Consider the following 20,192-nt stretch of genomic DNA (forward strand, 5'->3'; position numbering starts at 1 on the left):
CTCGCCGGGAGCGGCCGCGCCCCGGGGAGCAGCGCGGTAGGCGATCGTCGGGCGTCCGCCCCGTAGTTGACCGGGAGCACGACGGTGATCCGGACGAACTGCGGAGTTGCCGCGTGGTACGCGCGGCGAGCGGACACCACCGCATCCGTACGGGTGATGTCGACGCCGCAGGTCGAGCGTGCGCGGTACGTGCGCCTGCCGCGGGAGGCGCGAGACCGACCGGGTGACGCGCCCGTCGGCGCGACGTGGAGGACGACGGCACCCGAACCGCCGACGCGCCCCGCTCCGCTGCCGTCCCAGCCCTGACGAGGCGTCCGGTACACGCGGTTTCGGACTGCGTTCCCCGGGCGACGGGGTCCGCGGGTTCGATGCTCCCCCTCCGCGCGGCCGGGGATCGGCTGGCCGTGGTGAGGGGCGGAGCGGCCCCGTCAACCCGGCATATTCCGTCCGCCAGGACGGGCTTGAAAGCACCCCCGCGAATCGGCAGAGTGATGGCCAGTGAACCGGCACCATCGATACGAGGAGGATGCATGACGCAGACGCCCGTACCGTGGGGCATCGGCAGGATGAGGCCGTCCGGCCGGGGCGGTCTACAAGCCCGTGTGGAACACCCCGTACTCCGTCGACGGTGAGCCGCGGGCCGTGTGGGTGCGAGAGGTCGGGTCGCAGGAGATCACGGACGCGGTCCGGGCCTGCCCGCACATGTTCCAGGCCCGGGTTCCCAAGGCGTTCGACGTCCGGGTGACCGCCGTCGGCGACCGGCTGTTCGGCGTGCGGATCGACAGCCCGGACCTCGACTGGCGCCGCCGGCAGGACCTGATGACCTGCACACCGATCGCCGTACCCGAGCCGGTCGCGAGGTCCGTGGTCCGCTACCTCGGCCACTTTCGACTGGTGTTCGGGGCGTTCGACTTCGCCGTGACGAGTGACGGCAGCTGGTCCTTCCTCGAATGCAACCCCAACGGCCAGTGGGCATGGCAACCGCCCGGGACCACCGACGAAATCGCCCACGCCCTCGCCGACGAGCTACTGAGAGGCCCTGACGCATGAGCACGTCCGAAGAGCTGCGCGCCGCCCTGGCGGCCGGCCTCGCCGAGAACGGTGCGCTGTCCGACCCGGCATGGGTCAAGGCGGCCGAAGCGGTCCCCCGCGAGGTCTTCGCCGGGGCGTACTTCCTCCCGGTCGAAGGCAGCAACCCGACCGGCTACCGGGCGGTGCGGCGGGGAGACCCCGGCTGGCTGGAGGGGATCTACACCGACCAGACGCTCATCACCCAACTCGACGGTCGCACCGGAGCGGACGACGCGGGCGGGCAACCGGTGGTCGGCGCCCCGTCGTCCTCCTCCACCCTGCCCTCCCTCGTCCTCGGAATGTGGCAGCGGCTCGGAACGGACACCGGCCACCGCGTCCTCGAGATCGGCACCGGGACCGGCTACTCGACCGCCCTCGGCGCACACCGGCTCGGGGACGCCAACCTCACCAGCATCGAGTACGACCCCGAGGTCGCCGAACGCGCCGCCGCCGCCCTGCGGACGGCCGGCTACGCGCCCCGCCTCGTCCTCGGCGACGGGCTGCGCGGCGACCCGGACGGCGGCGCCTACGACCGGCTGATCGCCACGTGCTCGGTCCGCTACCTGCCGATGCCCTGGCTCCACCAGGTGAAGCCGGGCGGGCGCATCCTGGTCACCCTGTCCGGCTGGAGCTACGCCTCGGGCCTGGCGGAGCTCACCGTGACCGGCCCGGGCGAAGCCACCGGCCGGTTCCTGCCCGGCTACACCAGCTTCATGATCGCCCGCCCGCACGACCGCCCGCCCCGCTCGACCGTCGCCATGCTGCCCGGCGACGAACGGCCGAGCCTGATCGACCCGGCCGTCATCGACACCTGGACCGGCAGCTGGGTCGCCCAGCTCGCCGCACCCTCCGCCGAACGCATGGGCAGCGGCGCGACCCAGATCCTCTCCGACGTCGCCACCGGCTCCCAGGCCCGCACCACCCCCTGTCCCGACGGGGGCTGGACCGTCACCCAGCGGGGCCCGCTGCGGCTGTGGGACCGCGTCGAGGAGGCCGTACACCTCTGGCAGCAGGCCGGCGAGCCGCACCAGCAGGGCTTCGGGATCACGGTCTCACCTGCCGGGCAACGGGTGTGGATCGGTACGGAGGACGGTCCGGGCTGGGACCTGCCGATCTGAGCCGAGGCCGGGCTCCTAGGAGTTCCGGCCCCGTGCGGCGACGCTCCAGCGGCCCACGACCTCGCCGCCGCTGACGACCGCGACGTCGTCGACGAGGTTGACCGCCACGCAGACGTGGTTGGGGATCACCCGCAGCCGCTCGCCGAGGGCGGGCAGGTCGCCGCCGTCGGGCCAGACCACGGTGGCGTGGTGCTCGGACAGGGCCGTGATGCGGGCGTCGGGCTCGTCCATGAGCCGGCCGAAGCCCGTGGCCCACGCGGGCCGGTCGCCGCCGAGGACCTTGCTGCCCGCGTCCAGGACGATCCGCCGGGGTGCGGTGCCGTCTCCTTCGTGACGGCTGACGACGGTCGCCGCGACCGTCAGCGCGATGTCCGCGATCGCGCACCGTCCGAGTTCGAGCTGCTGGGCGTCACCGAACACGTAGACGCCCGGCCGTACTTCGGTGATCGCCGAGGTTCCCGCCAGCTCCGCGGTGGGGGTGGAGCCGCCGCTCACCCGGGTGACGTCGAATCCCGCGGCGGTCAGCAGTTCGGCGGCCCGCCCGAGGGCCTGCTCCTCCTCCCGCGCCGCCTGCTCGGGCATGTCCGGCGCGTAGCCGTGGCCCGGGAACGTGAACACTCCCCCGACCCGGAACCCGGCGGCGGCGGCCGCGCGGGCCACCGCCACGGCCGCGGCCGGGAGGACACCGCTGCGGTGGTGGCCGCTGTCGATCTCCACCAGGACCTCGATGTCACCGGCCGCGGCGCCCAGCTGACGACCGGCTGCCCCGACGGCTTCCGCGGAGTCCGCTCCGATCGCGATCCTGGCCCCGGCAGCGAGCCGCCGCAGCCGTTCCGCCTGACGGGGGCCGATCCAGAGCGGATAGGCGATGAAGAGGTCGGTGGCGCCGTGCTCGGCGAAGACCTCGGCTTCCCCGATGGTCGCCACCGTCAGCCCGACGGCCCCTGCGGCGAGCTGCAACTCGGCGATCTCCGGCATCTTGTGGGTCTTGGCGTGCGGACGCAGCCGCAGGCCCTTGGCCCGCAGCCCGGCCGCCATGCGGTCGACGTTGCGCCGGAGCACGTCCAGCTCGACCACGATGTCCGGGGTGTCGACGTCCTCGGGGACTCTGGTCATCGGCTTCCTCGTCGTCTCGGACCATGCCCGTGCGGGCGCGCGGGCACGGGCAAATCTGCCACATGCCGGCGCGCCGGCTCGGTGCGGGTCCGGGACCGGTCGGTAGGCAGGCAGGCAGCAGCGCCGTGCGCAGACCGGAAGGCAGGCCGGTCGGCACGGAGGTCGGGTCGTGGCAGCAGACCCGCCCACGGGGTATCCCGACGTGCCGGACCCGTGGACCGTCCGCCACCGGGGCTTCTGCACGTCCCGTTCCACGACGGCGTCCTGAGCCGGTTCGACGGCTACGAGCGCCTCGCCGAACTCGACTGGCCCGCCCACCGGCGCCGCCACCCGGACCTGCGCGCCCGGCGAGACCAGGTGCTTCCACCTCTGAGCGACGGGGCCCTCGGAAGACGCGGTCCCGGAATACGCGACCTCGGAATACCGACCTCGGAAGCGGCCCGCTCACCGCCGCCCGGACCAGCGCGGCTCCACCTGCTCCCAGGCGGACTCCCAGTCCCGCTCGGCCCGCCGCTCCAGCCGGCGGCGGCGCAGCGCGAACCAGCCGTCCGCCCCGAGCGCGAGCACCAGGACCGTGCCCAGGCCCACCAGAACGGCGTCCGCGACGATCAGTTCGCTCGACCGGGGCGCGTCGACCGGCTGTCCGGCGCCGTTCAGCCCGACCGCCACGGCCGTCCCGGCCGGCGTGCCCGCCGGCACGGAGACGTGGCCGGCTTCCGGCCCCACCGGGTACGTCCAGCGGGCCGGGGCCTGCTCCCGCACGCGGCCCGCACGCGGGTCGACCGACTGGGCCGGGCCCGTGGTCACGGCGGTGACGACGTGCCGGTCGCGGGCGGCGTCCCGCGCGTCGGCCGTCTCCATGTGGTGGACGAGCAGCGCCGCCACCGCCGCCAGGACGAAGGAGGCGAGCGCCGTCAGGACCGCCGACGCCACCAGGCGGCTGTACGCACGGTCGACCGGCCGGCAGAGCGGGTTGTGGTCCCGGCCGGCGGCCCGGCGCACGTGCCCGCGCAGGGTCGTGTGCGAGGCGGGACGCCTGTGCGTGGCGGCTGCGGCGGACATGACGCGTCTCCTCGGTGCCGGAACGGCTCTGTCTCGTCGGTGCGGGCCGACGATCTCGCCGATCAGTCTCCCGGGCCCGCCGCCCGCCGCCGAGGGCCTGACGGCCCTGATCGCCGGGGCCCCAGGGCTGCGAGCCACGGGGCCGCCGGCCCCTGCCGAAACGCTCGTTCGGTGGTGCCATGGAAGTACGGACGGCCGGGGCCACGGCCCGGGCCCCGCACCGAGCCAGGGAGGCGGGCATGAAAGCCGCCGTGGGAGACCGCATCATCGTCCAGGGCACCCGGCCGGGCGCGGCCCGCAGGGACGGCGAGATCGTCGGCCTGCATCACCCGGACGGCAGCCCGCCGTACGACGTCCGCTGGTCCGACGACGACCGGGTCACCGAGTACTTTCCCGGGCCGGACGCCCGGATCCGCCACTTCGCCCACGAGCCCGCCACCCCGGACCGCGTCCCGCCGAACCCGCACCTGTTCGCCGACTGACGGGCCGCCCTCGTGACCGTCACCGTCGGTCCGCGCACGCGTGGACTGACCGATGCCGAGGCCGCCCGACGGCTCGCCGAGCACGGCCGCAACGAGGTCGCCGCCGACCGCCGGGTGCCGCTGTGGGCCCGGGTGGCCGCGCCCCCGCCCGGGTGGCCGCGCCTCCGCCCGTCCGCCGCCCGTCCGCGCGGACAGGCCCGTCCTGCCTTCCGGTCCGGGCCGAACGGCCCACCTCGGCAGCGGAGTTCAGGCGTGAGACTGAAGAGGACGGAAGGTGGAGACCATGCACACCGTGATCGTGTACGAGAGCATGTACGGCAACACCCGGGAGATCGCCGAGGCGATCGCCGAGGGCGTGCACCAGGCCGATCCTGCGGCGTCCGTCGAATGCCTCCCGGTGGCCGAGGCCCACACCGACATCACCCGGACCGCGGACCTGCTGGTGGTCGGCGGCCCGACCCACCTGCGCGGCATGTCCTCCGGGCTCAGCCGCCTGATGGCCGCCACGGCCGAGGGGCACAAGGAGGGCGCGGAGGAGAAGGCGGCCGAGGCGCGGGAGACGGCCGAGGGCCCCGGCCTACGCGCCTGGTTCCACCACCTTCCGGAGACCGAGTCCGGCACGTACGCCGCCGCGTTCGACACCCGGATCGACACGCCCCGGGCCGGAGGCGCGGCCAAGGGCATCGCCCACCGGCTCTCCCACCACCGCTACGACGTGGTCGTCGAACCCGAGGGCTTCATCGTGGAGGACACCGACGGGCCGCTGCGCACCGGCGAACTCGACCGCGCCCGCGCCTGGGGCGCGAGCCTGCTCTGATCCCGCGCCGAGGCGCCCTCGCCGCGCCGGAGGGAGACTGGTCGAGGGGCCGCAGGACAGGAGACGACGGGATGTCCGACGGCGGAGGCACCGGGCGCCGCGCCCTGGTCGGTGAGCTGGCCGGCCTGGTGCGGCTGGCGAACACCGCGCTGGGCGGCGCGACGGCCGTACTCACGGACCCGGCCGACGGGGGCGCCGGGATCACCGCCGCGGAGAAGGCCCTGGCGGAACTGCTCACCCGGGTCGAGGAGGACGCCGCCGCGACGCCCGGCGGCCGGGCCGCGATCGTGGTCGGCGTTCACGTGGGATGCGAGGTGGAGGCCCTCGGGCGGCTGGCTCTGCGCCTGCTGGAGGCGGCCTGGGCGCGCCAGGAGCGGGAGCCGTTCGACGAACGCTTGCGAGCGCCCCTGATCGGGATCGCCGACGCGGCGCTGGACCTGGTCGCCCGCTCCGCCGACGCCCTGGAGTCGGGCTCGCCGGAGGACGTCGCGGACCTGCTGACGCGGCTGCACGAGCTCGGGCAGCGGCAGCGGCTGCTGTACGAGCTGCTGCTCGGCGAGCAGGGCGGCGATCCGGTCGATGTCACCGACCTCGTGCTGCTGTCCTGCTGCTACCAGCAGTGCGCCGACCGCGCCGGGGCGATCGCCCGGCACGCCGGGCTGTTCTCGCACGCCGTCTGAACCCCTCGCACGCCGTCTGGACCCCTCAGGGAAGACCGGCGACGGCGGTCGCCGCCATCAGCAGCCGGGCGGTGGGTTCGTGCCGTACGGCGCCCCGGTCGGTCACCAGCATCGGGCCGAGTACGGGATCCGCACCCGGCCGACCGGTGTGCGTCAGCCGGTCGAGCAGCGCCAGCACGTTGTGGGCGTACACCCGCGAGGCCGTTCCGGGCGCCTGCGCCGCGAGGTCCTCCGCGCCGATCACCGTGACCCCGCGCCCGGCCGCCGCCGCCGTCGTCGTGCCCGGCAGGACGCCCTCGACGTTGCCGCCCTCCGGACCGGCCGCGAGGTCCACCAGCACCGAGCCGCGCCGCAGCCGTGCCACCGTCGCCCCGTGCAGCAGGACGGGCGGCGGCCGGCCCGGCGGGGCGAGGGCCGTCACCACGAGGTCGTACCGCAGGACGGCCTCGGCCAGCCCCGCCGACCAGGCCGAACGGTCCCGGTCGAGCGACTCCCCCAGCTACCCCTCCTCCGCCACCGGGCGCAGCCCGGGCAGGTCCGACAGCCGAGCGCCCAGGGCCGCGGCCGCGGCGCGCTCGCGGTGGCGCGGTTCGACGGCGTCGACCGGGGCGCCGAGACGGCGGGCGGTGTCGATCGCCTGGAGACCCGCCGGGCCGGCGCCGACCACGAGCACCCGGACCGGGTCGAACAGACCGTCCGTCGTGCCCCAGGGCGGCAGGCAGCGGTCCAGACGGCCGGCGGCGAGCAGCACCGCCCGGTATCCGGCCACCCTGGCTTGGGAGGCCCCGGCGTCCAGCGGGTAGGCGGCGGGCAGGTCGGGCGCCAGGTCCAGGCCGATCGCCGTCACTCCGCGGTCCGCCCACTGCCGGACCAGGTACGGGATCCACTGCGGCCGCAGCAGCGCGGCCAGCACCTGCCCGGGCCGCAGCTCGCGCGTCGGGTCGAGGTTCGGCGGGTGGATGCCGAGCAGGACGTCGGCACGGCGCAGCAGTTCGGCGCGCCCGGTGACGCCGGCGTCCGCGGCGCGGAACTCCGCGTCCTGGTGGCCGGCCGGTGCACCGGCTCCGGTCTCGACCAGGACGGTCACGCCGAGTCGCCCGACGGCCGGGACGAGGTCGGGCACCAGGGCCACCCGGCGCTCACCGGGCACGGTCTCGCGCAGCACCCCCACCGTCGTGGCCGTCATCGCTGCCTCCAGGGGTCGACCCTCCCGCCTAGTATGTCCCGTTTGCCCGGGTCGTTCGCCCGGTCGGATACTCGTGCGCGGGGCCACTCGTGCGCGCACCACCACGCGCATCCGGACGCCACGCACACACGGAACGCCACGCACACACGGAACGCCACGCGCACACGGAACGCCACGCGGCAGGGCGGAGGGAGCCGGTCATGGCAGCCAGGGGCTGGCAGTTCTGGGTGGACCGGGGCGGAACCTTCACCGACGTGGTCGCGCTGGCACCGGACGGCCGGCTGCTGACCCGCAAGCTGCTCTCGCACGACCCGGCCCGCTACCGGGACCCGGCCGTGGCCGGGATCCGGGCCCTGCTGCCACCCGACGCCGACCTCGGAGCCCTCGTCGACTCCGTCCGGATGGGCACCACGGTGGCCACCAACGCCCTGCTGGAGCGCACCGGCGAGCCGACCGCGCTGTGCGTCACCCGCGGCTTCGCGGACGCGCTGCGGATCGGCTACCAGGACCGGCCGCAGATCTTCGCCCGCGAGATCGTCCTGCCCGAGCCGCTCTACGCCCGGGTGGTCGAGGTGGACGAACGGATCACCGCCGACGGCGAGGTGCTGCGCCCGCCGGACCTCGACCGGCTCGCCGAGGACCTGCGCGGCTGCCTGGACGCCGGCATCCGCTCGGTCGCGGTGGTCTGCCTGCACAGCTATCTGCACCCCGCCCACGAGCAGGAGATCGGGCGGCTCGCCGAGCGGCTCGGCTTCCACCAGGTGTCGCTGTCCAGCGAGGCGAGCCCGCTGATGAAACTGGTGCCGCGCGGGGACACCGCCGTGGTCGACGCCTACCTCGACCCGGGCCTACGCCGCTACGTCCGCCGGGTCGCGGAGGAACTCGCCGGTGTCCGGCTGATGTTCATGCAGTCCAACGGCGGCCTCGCCGAGGCCGGCCACTTCCGGGGCAAGGACGCGATCCTCTCCGGCCCGGCCGGCGGCATCGTCGGCATGGTGCGGATGTCCGAACTGGCGGGCCACGACCGGGTGATCGGCTTCGACATGGGCGGCACCTCCACCGACGTGTCGCACTTCGCGGGCGAGTACGAGCGGGTGGTGACCACCCGGGTCGCCGGAGTCCGGCTGCGGGCGCCGATGCTGGCCATCCACACCGTCGCCGCGGGCGGCGGCTCGGTGCTGCGCTTCGACGGCGAACGCCTGCGGGTCGGACCGGACTCGGCCGGCGCCGACCCGGGGCCGGCCTGCTACCGGGGTGGCGGGCCGCTGACCGTCACCGACGCCAACCTGCTGCTCGGCCGCATCCAGGCCGGGCACTTCCCGCGCGTCTTCGGGCCGGACGGCGACCAGCCGCTCGACACCGACCTGACCCGGCGCCGGTTCACCGAACTGGCCGACGAGATCGGCGGCCGCTCGGCGGAGGAGACGGCCGAGGGCTTCCTGCGGATCGCGGTGGGCGACATCGCCAACGCGATCAAGCGGATCTCCGTCCAGCAGGGCCACGACGTCACCCGCTACGCCCTGACCACCTTCGGCGGCGCGGGAGGGCAGGTCGCCTGCCCGGTGGCCGAGGCACTCGGCATCCGCACCGTCCTCGTCCCGCCGATGGCCGGGGTGCTGTCGGCCCTCGGGATCGGCCTGGCCGACACCACCGTCCTGCGCGAGCAGGCCGTCGAACGGCCGCTCGCCGAGGAGGAGATGGCCGCGGTACGGGCTCTCGCCGACGAACTCGCGGAGACGGCCACGGGCGAGCTGCTCGACCAGGGCGTCCCACGGGAACGGATCCGGCTGGCGCACCGGGCCCGGCTGCGCTACCAGGGCACCGACACCACGATCGGCGTCCCACTGGGCGAACCGGCCGGCATGCGGGCCGAGTTCGAGGAGCGGCACCGGGCCACCTACTCCTTCCTGATGGACCGCCCGCTCGTGGTCGAGGCCCTCGCCGTGGAGGGCACCGGCCTGACCGAGCAGCCCGCACTCGACGCCCTCTCCCCCGCCGGCGCCGCGGCCGAACCCACCGGTACCGCGGCCGAACCCACCGGCGCCGCGGCCGAACCCACCACCGTCCGTCTGTACACCGGCGGCGCGTGGAGCCAAGTCCCCTTGCTGGAGCGCGAGTCGATGCGCGCGGACGACACCGTCGCCGGCCCGGCCGTGATCGCCGAGGCCAACGCCACCACCGTGGTGGACGCCGGGTGGAAGGCCACCGTCACCGCCGCCGGGCACCTGCTGGTCGAACAGGTCGGCGCCACCGCCGAGGAGGCCGTCCCGACCACCGCCGACCCGGTGCTGCTGGAGGTCTTCAACAACCTCTTCATGGCGATCGCCCAACAGATGGGCGCCCGGCTGGAGTCCACCGCCCAGTCGGTCAACATCAAGGAGCGGCTCGACTTCTCCTGCGCGCTCTTCGACCCGGACGGCAACCTCGTCGCCAACGCCCCGCACATCCCCGTCCACCTCGGCTCGATGGGCACCACCGTCAAGGAGGTGCTCCGCCGGCAGGGCCCGCGGATGCGCCCGGGCGACGCCTACGCCGTCAACGACCCGTACCACGGCGGCACCCACCTGCCCGACATCACCGTGGTCACCCCGGTCTTCGACCCGGACGGGCAGGACGTGCTGTTCTTCGTCGCCTCCCGCGGCCACCACGCCGAGATCGGCGGCACCGCCCCCGGCTCGATGCCCGCCGACAGCCGCGAGATCCACCAGGAGGGCGTGCTCTTCGACAACTGGCCGCTGGTGGTGGACGGGCGGCTGCGCGAGGAGGAGACCGTCCGGCTGCTCACCGAGGCGCCGTACCCGTCCCGCGACCCGGACACCAACCTCGCCGACCTGCGCGCCCAGATCGCCGCCAACCGCAAGGGCGTCGACGAGGTCAACGCGATGATCGACCACTTCGGCCTCGACGTCGTCCAGGCCTACATGCGGCACGTCCAGGACAACGCCGAACAGGCGGTGCGCCGCGCCGTCGACGGCCTGACCGACGGCACGTACCGCTACGAGACCGACTCGGGCGCGGTGATCGCCGTCTCGGTGCGCGTCGACCGCCGGGAGCGCGGCGCCGTCATCGACTTCACCGGCACCTCCCCCCAGCTCGACGGCAACCTCAACGCGCCCTCCGCCGTCGTCACCGCCGCCGTCCTGTACGTCTTCCGCACGCTCGTCGCCGACGACATCCCGCTCAACGACGGATGCCTGCGCCCGCTGCGGATCGTCGTGCCGCCCGGCTCCATGCTCGCCCCCGAGTACCCCGCCGCCGTCGCCGCCGGGAACGTGGAGACCTCCCAGGCCATCGTCGGCGCCCTCTACGCCGCACTCGGCGTACAGGCGGAGGGCTCCGGCACGATGAACAACCTGAGCTTCGGCAACGCGGAGCACCAGTACTACGAGACCATCGCCTCCGGCTCCGGCGCCGGCCCGGACTTCGACGGGGCGGACGCCGTCCAGACCCACATGACCAACTCCCGCCTCACCGACCCCGAGGTCCTGGAGTGGCGGCTGCCGGTCCTGGTCGAGGAGTTCGCGGTCCGCGCCGGCAGCGGCGGCACCGGGCGCCACCACGGCGGCAACGGCGCGCTGCGCCGGCTGCGCTTCCGCGAGCCCATGACGGTCAGCCTGCTCACCGGCCACCGCCGGGTCCCCCCGTACGGCCTCGACGGCGGCTCCCCCGGCGCCCTCGGCGACAACCGGGTCCTGCGCGCGGACGGCACGGTCGAGGAGCTGCCCGGCTGCGGGAGCGCCGAGCTCGCCACCGGGGACGCCCTGGAGATCCGCACACCGGGCGGCGGCGGCCACGGCAGCCCGGCCTGAGGCGTTCCGCCCGGGCCGGGCCGATCCGGCCGGCCTGCCCCGATCCGGCCGGTCGGCGGCGGGACCGGCCGGGCCGCCGAGGCGGTGACCGCCTTCGCCCGGTGAACGCGTCCGGCTGCCGCGAGCCGTCAGGCGTGGACGCCCAGTTGGGCCAGCAGCGTCGCGTTGTCCTCGATGTGCCAGTCCTCGGTGATCCGGTCGGTGCCGACGTGCTGGATGTCGATGGCGTTGAACTCGACGCGCTGGCCCTGGCCCCGCACGCCGTCGAAGGTGCCGGTGAAGTGGCCGCGGAAGACCAGCCGGGCGGTGATCTTGTCGCCGCTGACGAGGAGGTCGGACAGCTCGCAGGTCAGGTCCGGCACCGCGGCGCGGAAGTTCCTCGAGGCGAACAGCGGCCCGGCGGGGCCCTGCGGACGGCCCGGCGGCAGGGTGTTGTCCCGGAACCGCGGGCTGACCGCCGCGTCCAGGTAGCGCTGCTGCCCGGTGTTCCAGAAGGTGTACAACTGCTGGGCCAGGTGGACCTCCTGGGCCGCTCGCCGGGCCCCGATGGAGCGGTCCGCGGTGAGCGCCTTCGGCTGGACGAGGCCGGGCGAACGGTCGATCAGGCGCTGCGGCCAGTCACGGTCGGAGTCGTGGGCGGGGGCGGCCGCGGCGGTGCCGCCCGCCAGGGCGGCCACGGCCGCCAGGACGGCGGCGGTACGGATCAGGGTGCGCGAGCGCATGGGGACAGCTCCTCGGATCGGGGTGGGCACGCCCGGGGGCCGGGCGTGCCGGGGGAAGGACGGGGACGAAGACGCCGCGGCCGCGGCTCAGGCGAGCCGGCCGCCGCCGTCGACGTGCAGCACCGTGCCGGTGACGTACGGGTTGTCGATGGCGTAGAGGACCGCCTTGACCAGGTCCTCCGGGGTGCCTACGCGCCGGGCCGGATTGCGCTCGGCGACCCCGCGCAGGAACGCCTCCTTGTCGGCGCCCAGGCCGTCCCAGGAGCCGGTGTCGACGATGCCGGGGGAGACGGCGTTGACCCGGACCGGCGCGATCTCGACCGCCAGCGCCTGCACCAGGAAGGCCAGCGCGCCGTTGGTGGTGGCCATCACCGTGCGCGCCGGCGCCGGGCGCCACGCGGCCACGCCGGAGAAGAAGGTGAACGAGCCGCTCTCGGCGACCTGCCCGACCAGGTGCTTGGCCAGCAGCAGGGGGCCGATCACCTTCGCCGCGAACGCCCGCTGGACGTCGGCCGCCTCAAGCTCCCGCAGGGGGCCGTTGGCGGGCATCGCGGCGGTCGAGACCAGGTGGTCGAAGCGGCCGGCCCGGGCCGCGAAGTCGGCGATCGACCGCTCGTCGGCGATGTCGAGGGCGATCACCTCTGACGGCCCGGCCAGCTCGCCGGCCGTCCACTCCAGCTTGCGCGAGTCCGGGCCCGCCAGCACCAGGGAGGCGCCGGCCGCCGAGGCCGCCTTGGCCAGGGCCCGCCCGGTGCGGGAGCCGGCGCCGACGACCACGAGCCGTCGGCCCTGGAGCGAGGCCGGGGGGTACGTGGTGCCGGGTGCGGAGGCGGAAACGGACATGGGGAACTCCTGGGATCGTCGGGGAATCAGGCCGCCCGCTGTTTCCCGCGGCGGCCACACCACGACCCTCTCCCGGCCGCCAGTGATGAGTCCAAGGCTTGTTTTCTACCCCAGCGATAAAATCCGTTCATGGCAACGCCGACGCTCAGGCAGCTCGAGTACCTGACCACCGTGGTCGACACCGGATCGTTCACCCGGGCGGCCGAACAACTGCACGTCACCCAGCCCGCGCTCTCCCACCAGATCCGCGCCCTGGAGGGCACCCTCGGCGGCCCGCTGCTGGAACGGCTGCCGCGTTCCGTACGGCTCACCCCGATGGGCCGGGCGGTCCTGCCGCACGCCCGCGCCGCGCTGGCCGAGGCCGAGCGCCTGCACACGGCGGCCCGCCGGACGGCCGGGCTGGAGGAGGGCGAACTGGAGGTCGCCGTCGTCTACTCGGTCAGCCTCGGCATCCTGCCGCCGGTGCTCAGGGACTGGCACCGGCACCACCCCGGCGTGCGGATCCGGCTGCGCGAGTACGCCCACACCGACCGGCTCCAGGAGGCCATGCTCGCGGGCCGGGCCGACCTCGCCATCGGGCCCACGCCGACCGGCTGGGAAGGGCCGATCCGGGAGCTCGGCGTCGAGGAGTTCACCGTCGTGCTGCCCGCCGAGGACCCACTGGCCGACCGCCCCACCGGCACGGTCGAACTGACCGAACTCGCCGACCGCGACTGGGTCCACTACGCCCCCGACAACGGCCTCGCCGATCTCCTGGACCAGGTCTGCGCCCGGGCCGGTTTCCACCCCAGGGCGGCGATCCGCGCGGAGCAGACCTCCGCCGCACCGCTGCTCGCCGCGGCCGGGCTCGGCCCCGCCCTGGTGCCCGCCAACATCGTCCCGGCCCACTTCGAGGGCGCCCTGCTGCGCCCGGCACCCCCGATCCTGCGCACCCTGACCGCCTACACCCGCACCCGCCCGGACCCGCTCACCGTGGCCTTCGCCGACCTCCTGGCCCGCCGGGCCCGGGTCGACCCCGCCGGCCCCGGCCGGTCGGTCGGGGCCGCGTCGGACGGGCCGGACGCGGCGGGCACGTCGGGCGCGGTGGGCGCGGTGGGCGCGGCGGGCGCGGCGCCGAACGCCTGATCACGCAGCAGACTTGACCCCGGACATCCGACGTCGCGGGCCGGGCGGCGCGGGTGGCACGAGTGGCTCGCGGAGGCGGCCCGCACCCGCCCGGCCGTCCACGTGACCCGCTACCCCCTGCGGCAGGCCGACACCGCGCTCGCCGACCTCGCCGCCGACCGGGTCACCGGCGTCGCGGTACTCGTCCCCGAGTAGTCGAGGGAGCGGGGCGGGCCCGGGCCCGCCCCGAGGCGGCGGGCCGGGGCGGAGTTCGTCACCCGTCCGCCGGGCCGTCGTCGGCCGGGGCCTCGGCCAAGGCCAGCCACTCGGCCGTCTCGGCCTGGGTGGTGAGGGTGTCAGGGTGGTCCGGTCCCAGCACCCGGGCCCGGTCGACCAGCAGACGGGCGAGGATCCGGGCGGCGCCCGCGGGGTCGCCCGCGCGGCCGTGGCACGTGGCGAGGTTGTGCCGGCTGACGAGGGTGTCGGGATGGTCCGGTCCCAGCACCTTCGCCATCCGTTCGGCCACCGGGGCGCCGAGGGCGGCGGCCTCGGCCGGCGCGCCCGCCTCGGCCAGGCGTATGGTCAGCTCGCACCAGATGACGACGAGCGGCAGGTCGCCAGGGCCCGAGTCCCGCTCCCGCTCGGCCAGGATCCCGTCGAAGACGGCGACGGTACCGGGCCCGTTCCCCACCAGACGCAGCAGGCCGACGAAGGTGCGCACGGTCGCCAAGGTGTACGGATGCTCGCCCCCGAGCGACTTCCACATGTCGACGCAGACGTGTTCCAGGGCCGTCAGCGCCCCGGCCAGGTCGCCCTCCGCCCGCACCTGGGCGAGGAAACCGCGGGTGGCCAGGGTGTTCGGGTGCTGCGGGCCCAGTGTCCGCAGCTGGTCCTCCACCAGGCTCTCGGAGGCCTCCAGCGCGCCGGCCCAGTCCCCGGCCATCGCCCGCCAGAGGGCCAGGCCGCTGCGGCTGTTCAGGGTGTCGGCATGACAGGCGCCCAGCACGCGCGAACGGTCGGCGGCGACCTGCTCGCACAGGCGCGCCGCGCCGGCCGCGTCTCCGGACCGTCCCAGCGCGTTGGCGAACTCGTAGACGGCGTTGAGGGTGATCGGGTGGTCCGGGCTCAGCACCCGGACCAGTTCGGGGAGCAGCTGCCGGTACTCGGCCACCGCACCCGCCCAGTCCCCGGAGTGCCCCCGCCACACCGCGATCTGACTGCGAGTGGTGAGGGTGTCGACGTGATGGGGGCCCAGTACGCGGACCCGGTCGGCCAGCAGCTGCCGGTAGGCCCGCAGCGCGCCGGCCGGGTCCCCGGAGTTCCCCAGCCAGCGGGCGAGGTCGAACCGGGTGGCGAGGGTACGAGGGGCGTCGGGGCCCAGCACCCGTAGCTGGTCCCGCAGGATCAGTTCGCACTCGTGCAGGGCGCGGGTCACGTCTCCCGCTTCCCCGCGCCAGAGGGCGAGTTCCTGGCGGGTGACGAAGACCTCGGGGTGGTCGGGTCCCAGCAGCCGCAGCATGAGGGGGAGGATCTTCTCGTACGCGGCCACCGCGCCGGGTGCGTCCCCGGCCTCGCCCCTCGCGTAGGCCAGGTTCTGATGGGTCAGCAGGGTGTCGGGATGGCCGGGGCCCAGGACGCGGGCGCTGTCGGTCAGCAGTCGTTCGTACGAGGTCGTCGCGCCGGCCGTGTCGCCCGTCTCCCCCAGCCAGCGGGCGTGCAGGAAGCGGGCCGAGAGCGTGGTCGGGTGGTCCGGGCCCTGGAAGCGGGTGCCGGACTCGACCAGGTACCGGAAGTGGGCGGTGGCGGCGCCGGGTTGGCCCGCCTCGCCCAGGCTGGTGCCGACCTTGGTGAGGACGGGGTGGGCGTCGGGCCGGAACAGGGCCGCTTCGCGGTGCCGGAGGAGGGCTCCGACGTTGGCCCGCAGGACGCCGGCGAGACCGGTGTCCCGGTCGACTTCCGGCCAGGCGCCGAGGAGTGCGTCGGCGGCCGTGACGGCGTACCGGTCCAGGTGGTCGGGGGTGAGGGTGTCGCGGGTCGCGCGCTGGATCAGCTGGTGGACGCGGACGGCCTGGTGCGGGGTGTCCGGGGTGTGGGACACGAGGCTGAGCCGGTGCAGGGCGCGCAGGGCCTGTGCCGCGTCCCGCGGGGTGACGGGGCCGGTCGCCGGGTGGGCCGGTCGGCCGCTCGACGTGCGGTGTTCGGCGAGGTGGGCGCGGGCGGGCTCGCCGGTCAGCACGGCCTGGGGGATGCCGTTGGCGTCCAGTAGTGCGGCCAGTTCGAGCATGGGCCGGGCCAGTCCGACCGGGCGGAGCCGGTCGGCCCGGTCGAGGGACAGGGACCAGGCCGCGGCGAGGGCGGCGCTCTGCTGGTCGGGCAGGACGTCGGGGGCGAGGTCGGCGAGCGCCGTGGCACGGTCGGCGAGCAGGGAGCGGTAGCCGGGGCAGTCCCCTTCGCGGTGCGGGCAGGGGGTGCAGTCGACGGGAATCGCGGCGTCGATGAGGTAGGCGGCGGCCTGGGACAGGGCCAGGGCCAGGTGCCCGAGGTCGGCGGCGAGGTCGGCGAGGTGGGCGGCGGGTTCGTGCCGGCCGCGCGCCGCCAACGCGGTCGTGAGGTAGGCGACGGCCTCGGCCGGGGTGAACAGACCCACCTCGACCGGGCGGCGGCCGTCGCCGGTGAGGGCGGCGTCACGACGGCGAGTGGTGACCAGGGTGCGGCCGTGCGGACCGACGGGCGGCCACAGGCTGTACCTGTGGTCGGGGTCGTCGGGGTTGGCGGTCAGGTCGTCGGGGTCCGCCAGGTCGTCGAGGACGACCAGCCACCGGCACGGATTCCGGTCGCTCCTGGCGGTGAGCCAGGCGAGGAAGGTACGGGCCGCCTGGTCCTGGTTGTCCGGGTCGGCCCCGCACAGATCGACGCCGGCCTGGGCGTACGAGGCCACCACGGACGAGCGGGAGCTCGCGGTGACCCACACCAGGACGTCGAGGCGGCCGTCGTGCAGGGCGGTTCGGGCGTGGTCGGCGGCGAGCTGGGTCTTGCCGGCTCCGCCCATTCCGGTCAGCACCTGGCACGGCACCGTGCCGGCACTGCCGTCGACCGCCGCGAGCAGCCGGTCGGTCTCGGTACGGTGCTGGAAGAACTGCGCCCGGGGCGGGAGCACCCCGATCTGGTGGGGCCAGGGCGCCGGCTCCCGGGGGCCACGCTGCTGGACCACGGTCACCTGGCCGATGTACCCGGTGTTGGCGATCGCGCCCTCCGAGGCGGTCGCGTTCCCGGTCCGGGACACCCGGACGGGACCGTGGCCGGAGCCCGCGGCCGAGCCGCGGTAGCCGGTGGTCGCGGTGGCCCCCGTCCCGGCCTCGGCATGCCCGGTCCGGGTGACCTCGACCTGCTCGCCGGTGGAGTCCCCCGACTTCCTGCCTTCGTCCGCCACTCGCCGACCGCCCCTCCCGTCGATCCGTGCTGTCCCCGGTTCGGTCAGGTGTGGTCGATGCCGCTGTTGGCGCTGCTGCCCTCGCCTTCGGCGACGGCGTCGCCGGACCGCGTGACCTTCGCCGAGCCGTTGCCCCGGCCCTGCCGACGCCTGATGCCGCTGACCGCCGTCCCGCCACCGGTGGCACGGGCCTGCCCGCTCTGGACGACGGTGTCCTCCGTACGACCGTCCGACGGCTGGAGCAGCGCCCAGACCAGGGCGGTGACTCCCACGGCGGCCTGGACGGACGCACCGACCAGCTGCCCCGCGTCGGGGCCGTTCAGGAGCCAGATCAGCGGCGTGGAGACGACTCCCACCGCTCCCAGCACGATGACGGTGATCTTCCATCCGTGTGGCATGCCGCCCCTTCCCGCCTGCCGCCCGTGCCCGCAACTCGGCTTGTGGGAAACGAACTTCCGTGGCGCGGGGTTCCACCCGCGCGGCCCGGCCGTCGTCCTTCCGACAGTGTGGCAGGCCCGGGTCGGTCCTTCGACGGCATTCTCCGAATTCGGCACCGGCCGACGGTGTCACGGGGTGCGGGGCCGGCCGGGCGTCAGCTCCGCGACCAGGAGCGCCGGCAGTTCGGCCGGCGCCGCCGCCCCCGGAGGCGCCCGACCGGGCAGTGATCCCGCCCGCAGGGCGCGGGACCGGGTGCCGGGTCGTCCCCGGCGGGGGACGAACCGGCACCCGGATGTCCCGGAACTACCAACGGCCGCGCGAGGGGGCGGGGTTGAGCTTGGCGGCGAGCGCCGACAGGAAGGTCGGGAGCTTGTCGACCATGGATTTGGGGACCGGGACGGTCTGGACGGTGTCCCGCCGCACGTCCTGGACGACGAGGGTGTAGGTGCCGTTCTCCTCGACGAGTTCGGCGGCGTAGAGCAGGGTTTCGGTGGAGGTCCGCATCGGGGGTCCTAGGCTTGGGTGTCGTTGAGCCAGGCGGTCCACGCCTCGGTGGCCCGCTGCTCGTCGGTGTTCCCGGCGAACACGTGGTGGGCCAGCCAGATCGGCGTGTTCCAGGTGCTGCCGTTGAAGAAGCGGTAGAGCGTGTCCGGGCCGCGCAGCCCGACGAAGTCGGGGCTGAGCCAGTCCACGACCGCCTCCTCCGGGCCGCCGTCCCGGCCGGGGGCGTGGAGGGCGAGCCGGTCGCCGACGGCCGCGTCCTCGGCGAGGCCGAGACGTCGGCGCAGGGCGGCGAAGTCGGCCGGGTCGGCGGTGGGTTCGGGGCGCACGGCCTTGACGTAGACGGCGGGGCGGCCGGCGAAGTGCCGCAGGTACTCGGCGAGGCTGTGCTGGTAGAAGTGGACGTGCTTCTCGGCCGCGTCCGCCTTCCGGTCCCAGATCTCGTCCCAGACACCCTGGTGCACCCAGTGGATTCCCATCCGCAGGTGGCTCGTTCCGCCGTCGGCCGGCTCGATCCGGTAGCTGAGCGTGTTGGAGAACTCGTCGCCCAGGGTCGCCCGGACGGCGAGGTGGTGTGGGGGCTCCCACGCCACGACGGTGCTCTCGGCCCGGGTGACCTTTCCGCCGACGCGCGGCTCGATCTCCATCGGGTACAGCCAGCCGAGGTTGCCGGCGCCGGTGGCGACCGCGGCCCAGACCTGTTCGGGGGTCGCGGGCAGGTCCTGTTCCTTGCGGACCTCGAACTCTCGGGCCATGGTCGGGGTCTCCTTCGTCGTCGTCATGGGTCAGTAGCTGACCGGGAGGGCGCTCAGCCGCCGCTGCAGCGGGTTGGGCCGCCACTCCAGCGCCGCCCCGTCGGCCAGCCGCAGCTCGGGCAGCCGACGCACCAGGGTGCCGATCGCCACCTCCGCCTGGAGCTTGGCCAGCGGGCCGCCGAGGCAGAAGTGCGGGCCGTTGCCGAAGCTGAGGTGGCGGTTGTCGGGTCGGGTCAGGTCAAGCCGGTCGGGGTCCTCGAAGCGCTCGGGGTCCCGGTTGGTCGCGCCGAGGAACAGGTAGACCAGCTCGCCTTCGCGCAGCGTCCGCCCGCCGATCTCCAGGTCCTCCGCGACGACCCGGACGATCGCCTGGGTCACCGTGTCGTAGCGGGCCAGTTCCTCGACGGCGCCGCGGATCAGCCCCGGGTCCGCGCGCAGCCGGGCCAGCTGGTCGGGGTGGCGCAGCAGGGCCAGCATGCCGTTGCCGATCAGCTGGGTGGTGGTCTCGTCGCCGGCGGTGATCAGGACGAAGCAGGTGGACAGCAGTTCGGAGTCGGTGAGCCGGTCGTCCTGCTCCTGGGTGGCGACCAGGGCGCTGATCAGGTCGTCGCCCGGGTCGGCCCGGCGTTGCCGGACGAGGCGGGCGAGGTACTCCTCGTACTGCCCGATCGCCTCCTCGGACTTGTCGAGGTCCTCGCTCAGCCGGCCGAAGCGGCGGAACCAGGTCCTGACCTGCGGGAGGTCGTCGTCCGGGATGCCGAAGAGCCGGCAGACGACGGACATCGGCAGCGGGGCGGCGACGGCCTCGATCAGATCCATGGTCGGCCCGGCCGCGACCGCCTTGTCGACGAGCCTGTCGACGATCCGCTGGATGCCGTCGCGCAGGGCCTCGACGCGCCGCGCGGTGAAGGCCCGGTTGGCGAGCTTGCGCAGCCGGGCGTGGTCCGGCGGGTCGGTGTTGGACATCACCCGGCCGAGCCGGTCGGTGAGCCGGCCGAACGCCTTGAGGTCGCCGCCGAGCGCTTCGTAGGCGCGGGTCATCCGGTCGCGGTCGTTGG

General features: G+C 74.9%; 16 protein-coding genes and 2 pseudogenes. 7 read left to right on the top strand and 11 right to left on the bottom strand.

What is annotated here, in order from left to right; genetic code table 11:
• The first annotated feature begins 600 nt into the window (after positions 1-600).
• Both ACZ5OX_RS38430 and tgmC read left to right on the top strand, forming a co-directional pair.
• Positions 601-1,050 carry an MvdC/MvdD family ATP grasp protein gene (locus tag ACZ5OX_RS38430; protein ID WP_465636752.1) on the top strand — a complete coding sequence of 150 codons (450 nt, stop codon included), beginning with the start codon at positions 601-603 and terminating at the stop codon, positions 1,048-1,050.
• Complete coding sequence (tgmC, locus tag ACZ5OX_RS38435) at positions 1,047-2,189, top strand: ATP-grasp peptide maturase system methyltransferase (RefSeq protein WP_465636754.1); 1,143 nt, start codon at positions 1,047-1,049, stop codon at positions 2,187-2,189. The genes ACZ5OX_RS38430 and tgmC overlap by 4 nt, the downstream gene beginning before the upstream one ends.
• Positions 2,190-2,204: 15 nt before the next feature.
• Here the strand turns inward: tgmC and ACZ5OX_RS38440 are convergent, their stop codons facing one another.
• On the bottom strand, positions 2,205-3,305 hold the full coding sequence (locus tag ACZ5OX_RS38440; protein WP_465636756.1) for a D-TA family PLP-dependent enzyme: 1,101 nt from the start codon (positions 3,303-3,305) through the stop codon (positions 2,205-2,207).
• 444 nt (positions 3,306-3,749) lie between these two features.
• Complete coding sequence (locus ACZ5OX_RS38445; RefSeq protein ID WP_465636758.1) at positions 3,750-4,367, bottom strand: Rv1733c family protein; 618 nt, start codon at positions 4,365-4,367, stop codon at positions 3,750-3,752.
• 239 nt (positions 4,368-4,606) lie between these two features.
• On the opposite strand from ACZ5OX_RS38445, the gene ACZ5OX_RS38450 reads away from it, so the two are divergent.
• The 3 genes and pseudogenes from ACZ5OX_RS38450 to ACZ5OX_RS38460 all read left to right on the top strand — a co-directional run bounded on the left by ACZ5OX_RS38450 (position 4,607) and on the right by ACZ5OX_RS38460 (position 5,666).
• Positions 4,607-4,849: a DUF1918 domain-containing protein gene (locus tag ACZ5OX_RS38450; RefSeq protein WP_465636760.1), complete on the top strand. Its 243-nt coding sequence runs from the start codon at positions 4,607-4,609 to the stop codon at positions 4,847-4,849.
• 12 nt (positions 4,850-4,861) lie between these two features.
• Positions 4,862-4,972, top strand: a pseudogene (locus ACZ5OX_RS38455) (cation-transporting P-type ATPase); the annotation flags it as partial.
• Between the two features lie 160 nt (positions 4,973-5,132).
• On the top strand, positions 5,133-5,666 hold the full coding sequence (locus ACZ5OX_RS38460; protein WP_465636761.1) for a flavodoxin family protein: 534 nt from the start codon (positions 5,133-5,135) through the stop codon (positions 5,664-5,666).
• Here the strand turns inward: ACZ5OX_RS38460 and ACZ5OX_RS38465 are convergent.
• On the bottom strand, positions 5,558-6,337 hold the full coding sequence (locus tag ACZ5OX_RS38465) for a hypothetical protein (protein WP_465636763.1): 780 nt from the start codon (positions 6,335-6,337) through the stop codon (positions 5,558-5,560). The genes ACZ5OX_RS38460 and ACZ5OX_RS38465 overlap by 109 nt on opposite strands.
• 34 nt (positions 6,338-6,371) lie before the next feature.
• Positions 6,372-7,643: pseudogene (locus tag ACZ5OX_RS38470) on the bottom strand (Rossmann-fold NAD(P)-binding domain-containing protein).
• Positions 7,644-7,732: 89 nt separating this feature from the next.
• Here ACZ5OX_RS38470 and ACZ5OX_RS38475 point away from each other — a divergent pair.
• Entirely contained in the window at positions 7,733-11,341 is a 3,609-nt protein-coding gene (locus ACZ5OX_RS38475) for a hydantoinase B/oxoprolinase family protein (protein WP_465636764.1), read from the top strand.
• 128 nt (positions 11,342-11,469) lie between these two features.
• Here ACZ5OX_RS38475 and ACZ5OX_RS38480 read toward each other — a convergent pair whose 3' ends face one another.
• Positions 11,470-12,063: an ester cyclase gene (locus tag ACZ5OX_RS38480; protein ID WP_465636765.1), complete on the bottom strand. Its 594-nt coding sequence runs from the start codon at positions 12,061-12,063 to the stop codon at positions 11,470-11,472.
• Between the two features lie 87 nt (positions 12,064-12,150).
• Entirely contained in the window at positions 12,151-12,906 is a 756-nt protein-coding gene (locus ACZ5OX_RS38485; RefSeq protein WP_465636767.1) for an SDR family oxidoreductase, read from the bottom strand.
• 129 nt (positions 12,907-13,035) lie between these two features.
• On the opposite strand from ACZ5OX_RS38485, the gene ACZ5OX_RS38490 reads away from it, so the two are divergent.
• Positions 13,036-14,031, top strand: a complete 996-nt coding sequence (locus ACZ5OX_RS38490; RefSeq protein WP_465636769.1) for a LysR family transcriptional regulator — start codon at positions 13,036-13,038, stop codon at positions 14,029-14,031.
• Between the two features lie 253 nt (positions 14,032-14,284).
• On the opposite strand, the gene ACZ5OX_RS38495 is transcribed toward ACZ5OX_RS38490, so the two are convergent.
• The 5 genes from ACZ5OX_RS38495 to ACZ5OX_RS38515 all read right to left on the bottom strand — a co-directional run.
• Complete coding sequence (locus tag ACZ5OX_RS38495) at positions 14,285-17,440, bottom strand: tetratricopeptide repeat protein (protein ID WP_465636771.1); 3,156 nt, start codon at positions 17,438-17,440, stop codon at positions 14,285-14,287.
• Between the two features lie 44 nt (positions 17,441-17,484).
• Positions 17,485-17,838, bottom strand: coding sequence for a hypothetical protein (locus tag ACZ5OX_RS38500; RefSeq protein WP_465636773.1), 354 nt, complete (start codon positions 17,836-17,838; stop codon positions 17,485-17,487).
• 343 nt (positions 17,839-18,181) lie between these two features.
• Positions 18,182-18,382, bottom strand: coding sequence for a hypothetical protein (locus tag ACZ5OX_RS38505; RefSeq protein WP_392878928.1), 201 nt, complete (start codon positions 18,380-18,382; stop codon positions 18,182-18,184).
• 8 nt (positions 18,383-18,390) lie between these two features.
• Positions 18,391-19,161 carry an SRPBCC family protein gene (locus ACZ5OX_RS38510; protein WP_465636775.1) on the bottom strand — a complete coding sequence of 257 codons (771 nt, stop codon included), beginning with the start codon at positions 19,159-19,161 and terminating at the stop codon, positions 18,391-18,393.
• A 3-nt stretch (positions 19,162-19,164) separates the two neighbouring features.
• Positions 19,165-20,192 (bottom strand): cytochrome P450 (locus ACZ5OX_RS38515; protein ID WP_465636777.1); only part of this gene is annotated, 1,028 nt, incomplete at its 5' end.

It is taken from the genome of Kitasatospora sp. NPDC032121 (assembly GCF_055580145.1).

Bases quoted from the DNA above. Each gene is read 5' to 3' on its own strand.
- ACZ5OX_RS38485 (WP_465636767.1), bottom strand. From the start codon at position 12,906: ATGTCCGTTTCCGCCTCCGCACCCGGCACCACGTACCCCCCGGCCTCG.
- ACZ5OX_RS38460 (WP_465636761.1), top strand. From the start codon at position 5,133: ATGCACACCGTGATCGTGTACGAGAGCATGTACGGCAACACCCGGGAG.
- ACZ5OX_RS38500 (WP_465636773.1), bottom strand. From the start codon at position 17,838: ATGCCACACGGATGGAAGATCACCGTCATCGTGCTGGGAGCGGTGGGA.
- ACZ5OX_RS38510 (WP_465636775.1), bottom strand. From the start codon at position 19,161: ATGACGACGACGAAGGAGACCCCGACCATGGCCCGAGAGTTCGAGGTC.
- ACZ5OX_RS38475 (WP_465636764.1), top strand. From the start codon at position 7,733: ATGGCAGCCAGGGGCTGGCAGTTCTGGGTGGACCGGGGCGGAACCTTC.
- ACZ5OX_RS38490 (WP_465636769.1), top strand. From the start codon at position 13,036: ATGGCAACGCCGACGCTCAGGCAGCTCGAGTACCTGACCACCGTGGTC.
- ACZ5OX_RS38440 (WP_465636756.1), bottom strand. From the start codon at position 3,305: ATGACCAGAGTCCCCGAGGACGTCGACACCCCGGACATCGTGGTCGAG.
- ACZ5OX_RS38480 (WP_465636765.1), bottom strand. From the start codon at position 12,063: ATGCGCTCGCGCACCCTGATCCGTACCGCCGCCGTCCTGGCGGCCGTG.
- ACZ5OX_RS38445 (WP_465636758.1), bottom strand. From the start codon at position 4,367: ATGTCCGCCGCAGCCGCCACGCACAGGCGTCCCGCCTCGCACACGACC.
- ACZ5OX_RS38505 (WP_392878928.1), bottom strand. From the start codon at position 18,382: ATGCGGACCTCCACCGAAACCCTGCTCTACGCCGCCGAACTCGTCGAG.
- ACZ5OX_RS38450 (WP_465636760.1), top strand. From the start codon at position 4,607: ATGAAAGCCGCCGTGGGAGACCGCATCATCGTCCAGGGCACCCGGCCG.
- tgmC (WP_465636754.1), top strand. From the start codon at position 1,047: ATGAGCACGTCCGAAGAGCTGCGCGCCGCCCTGGCGGCCGGCCTCGCC.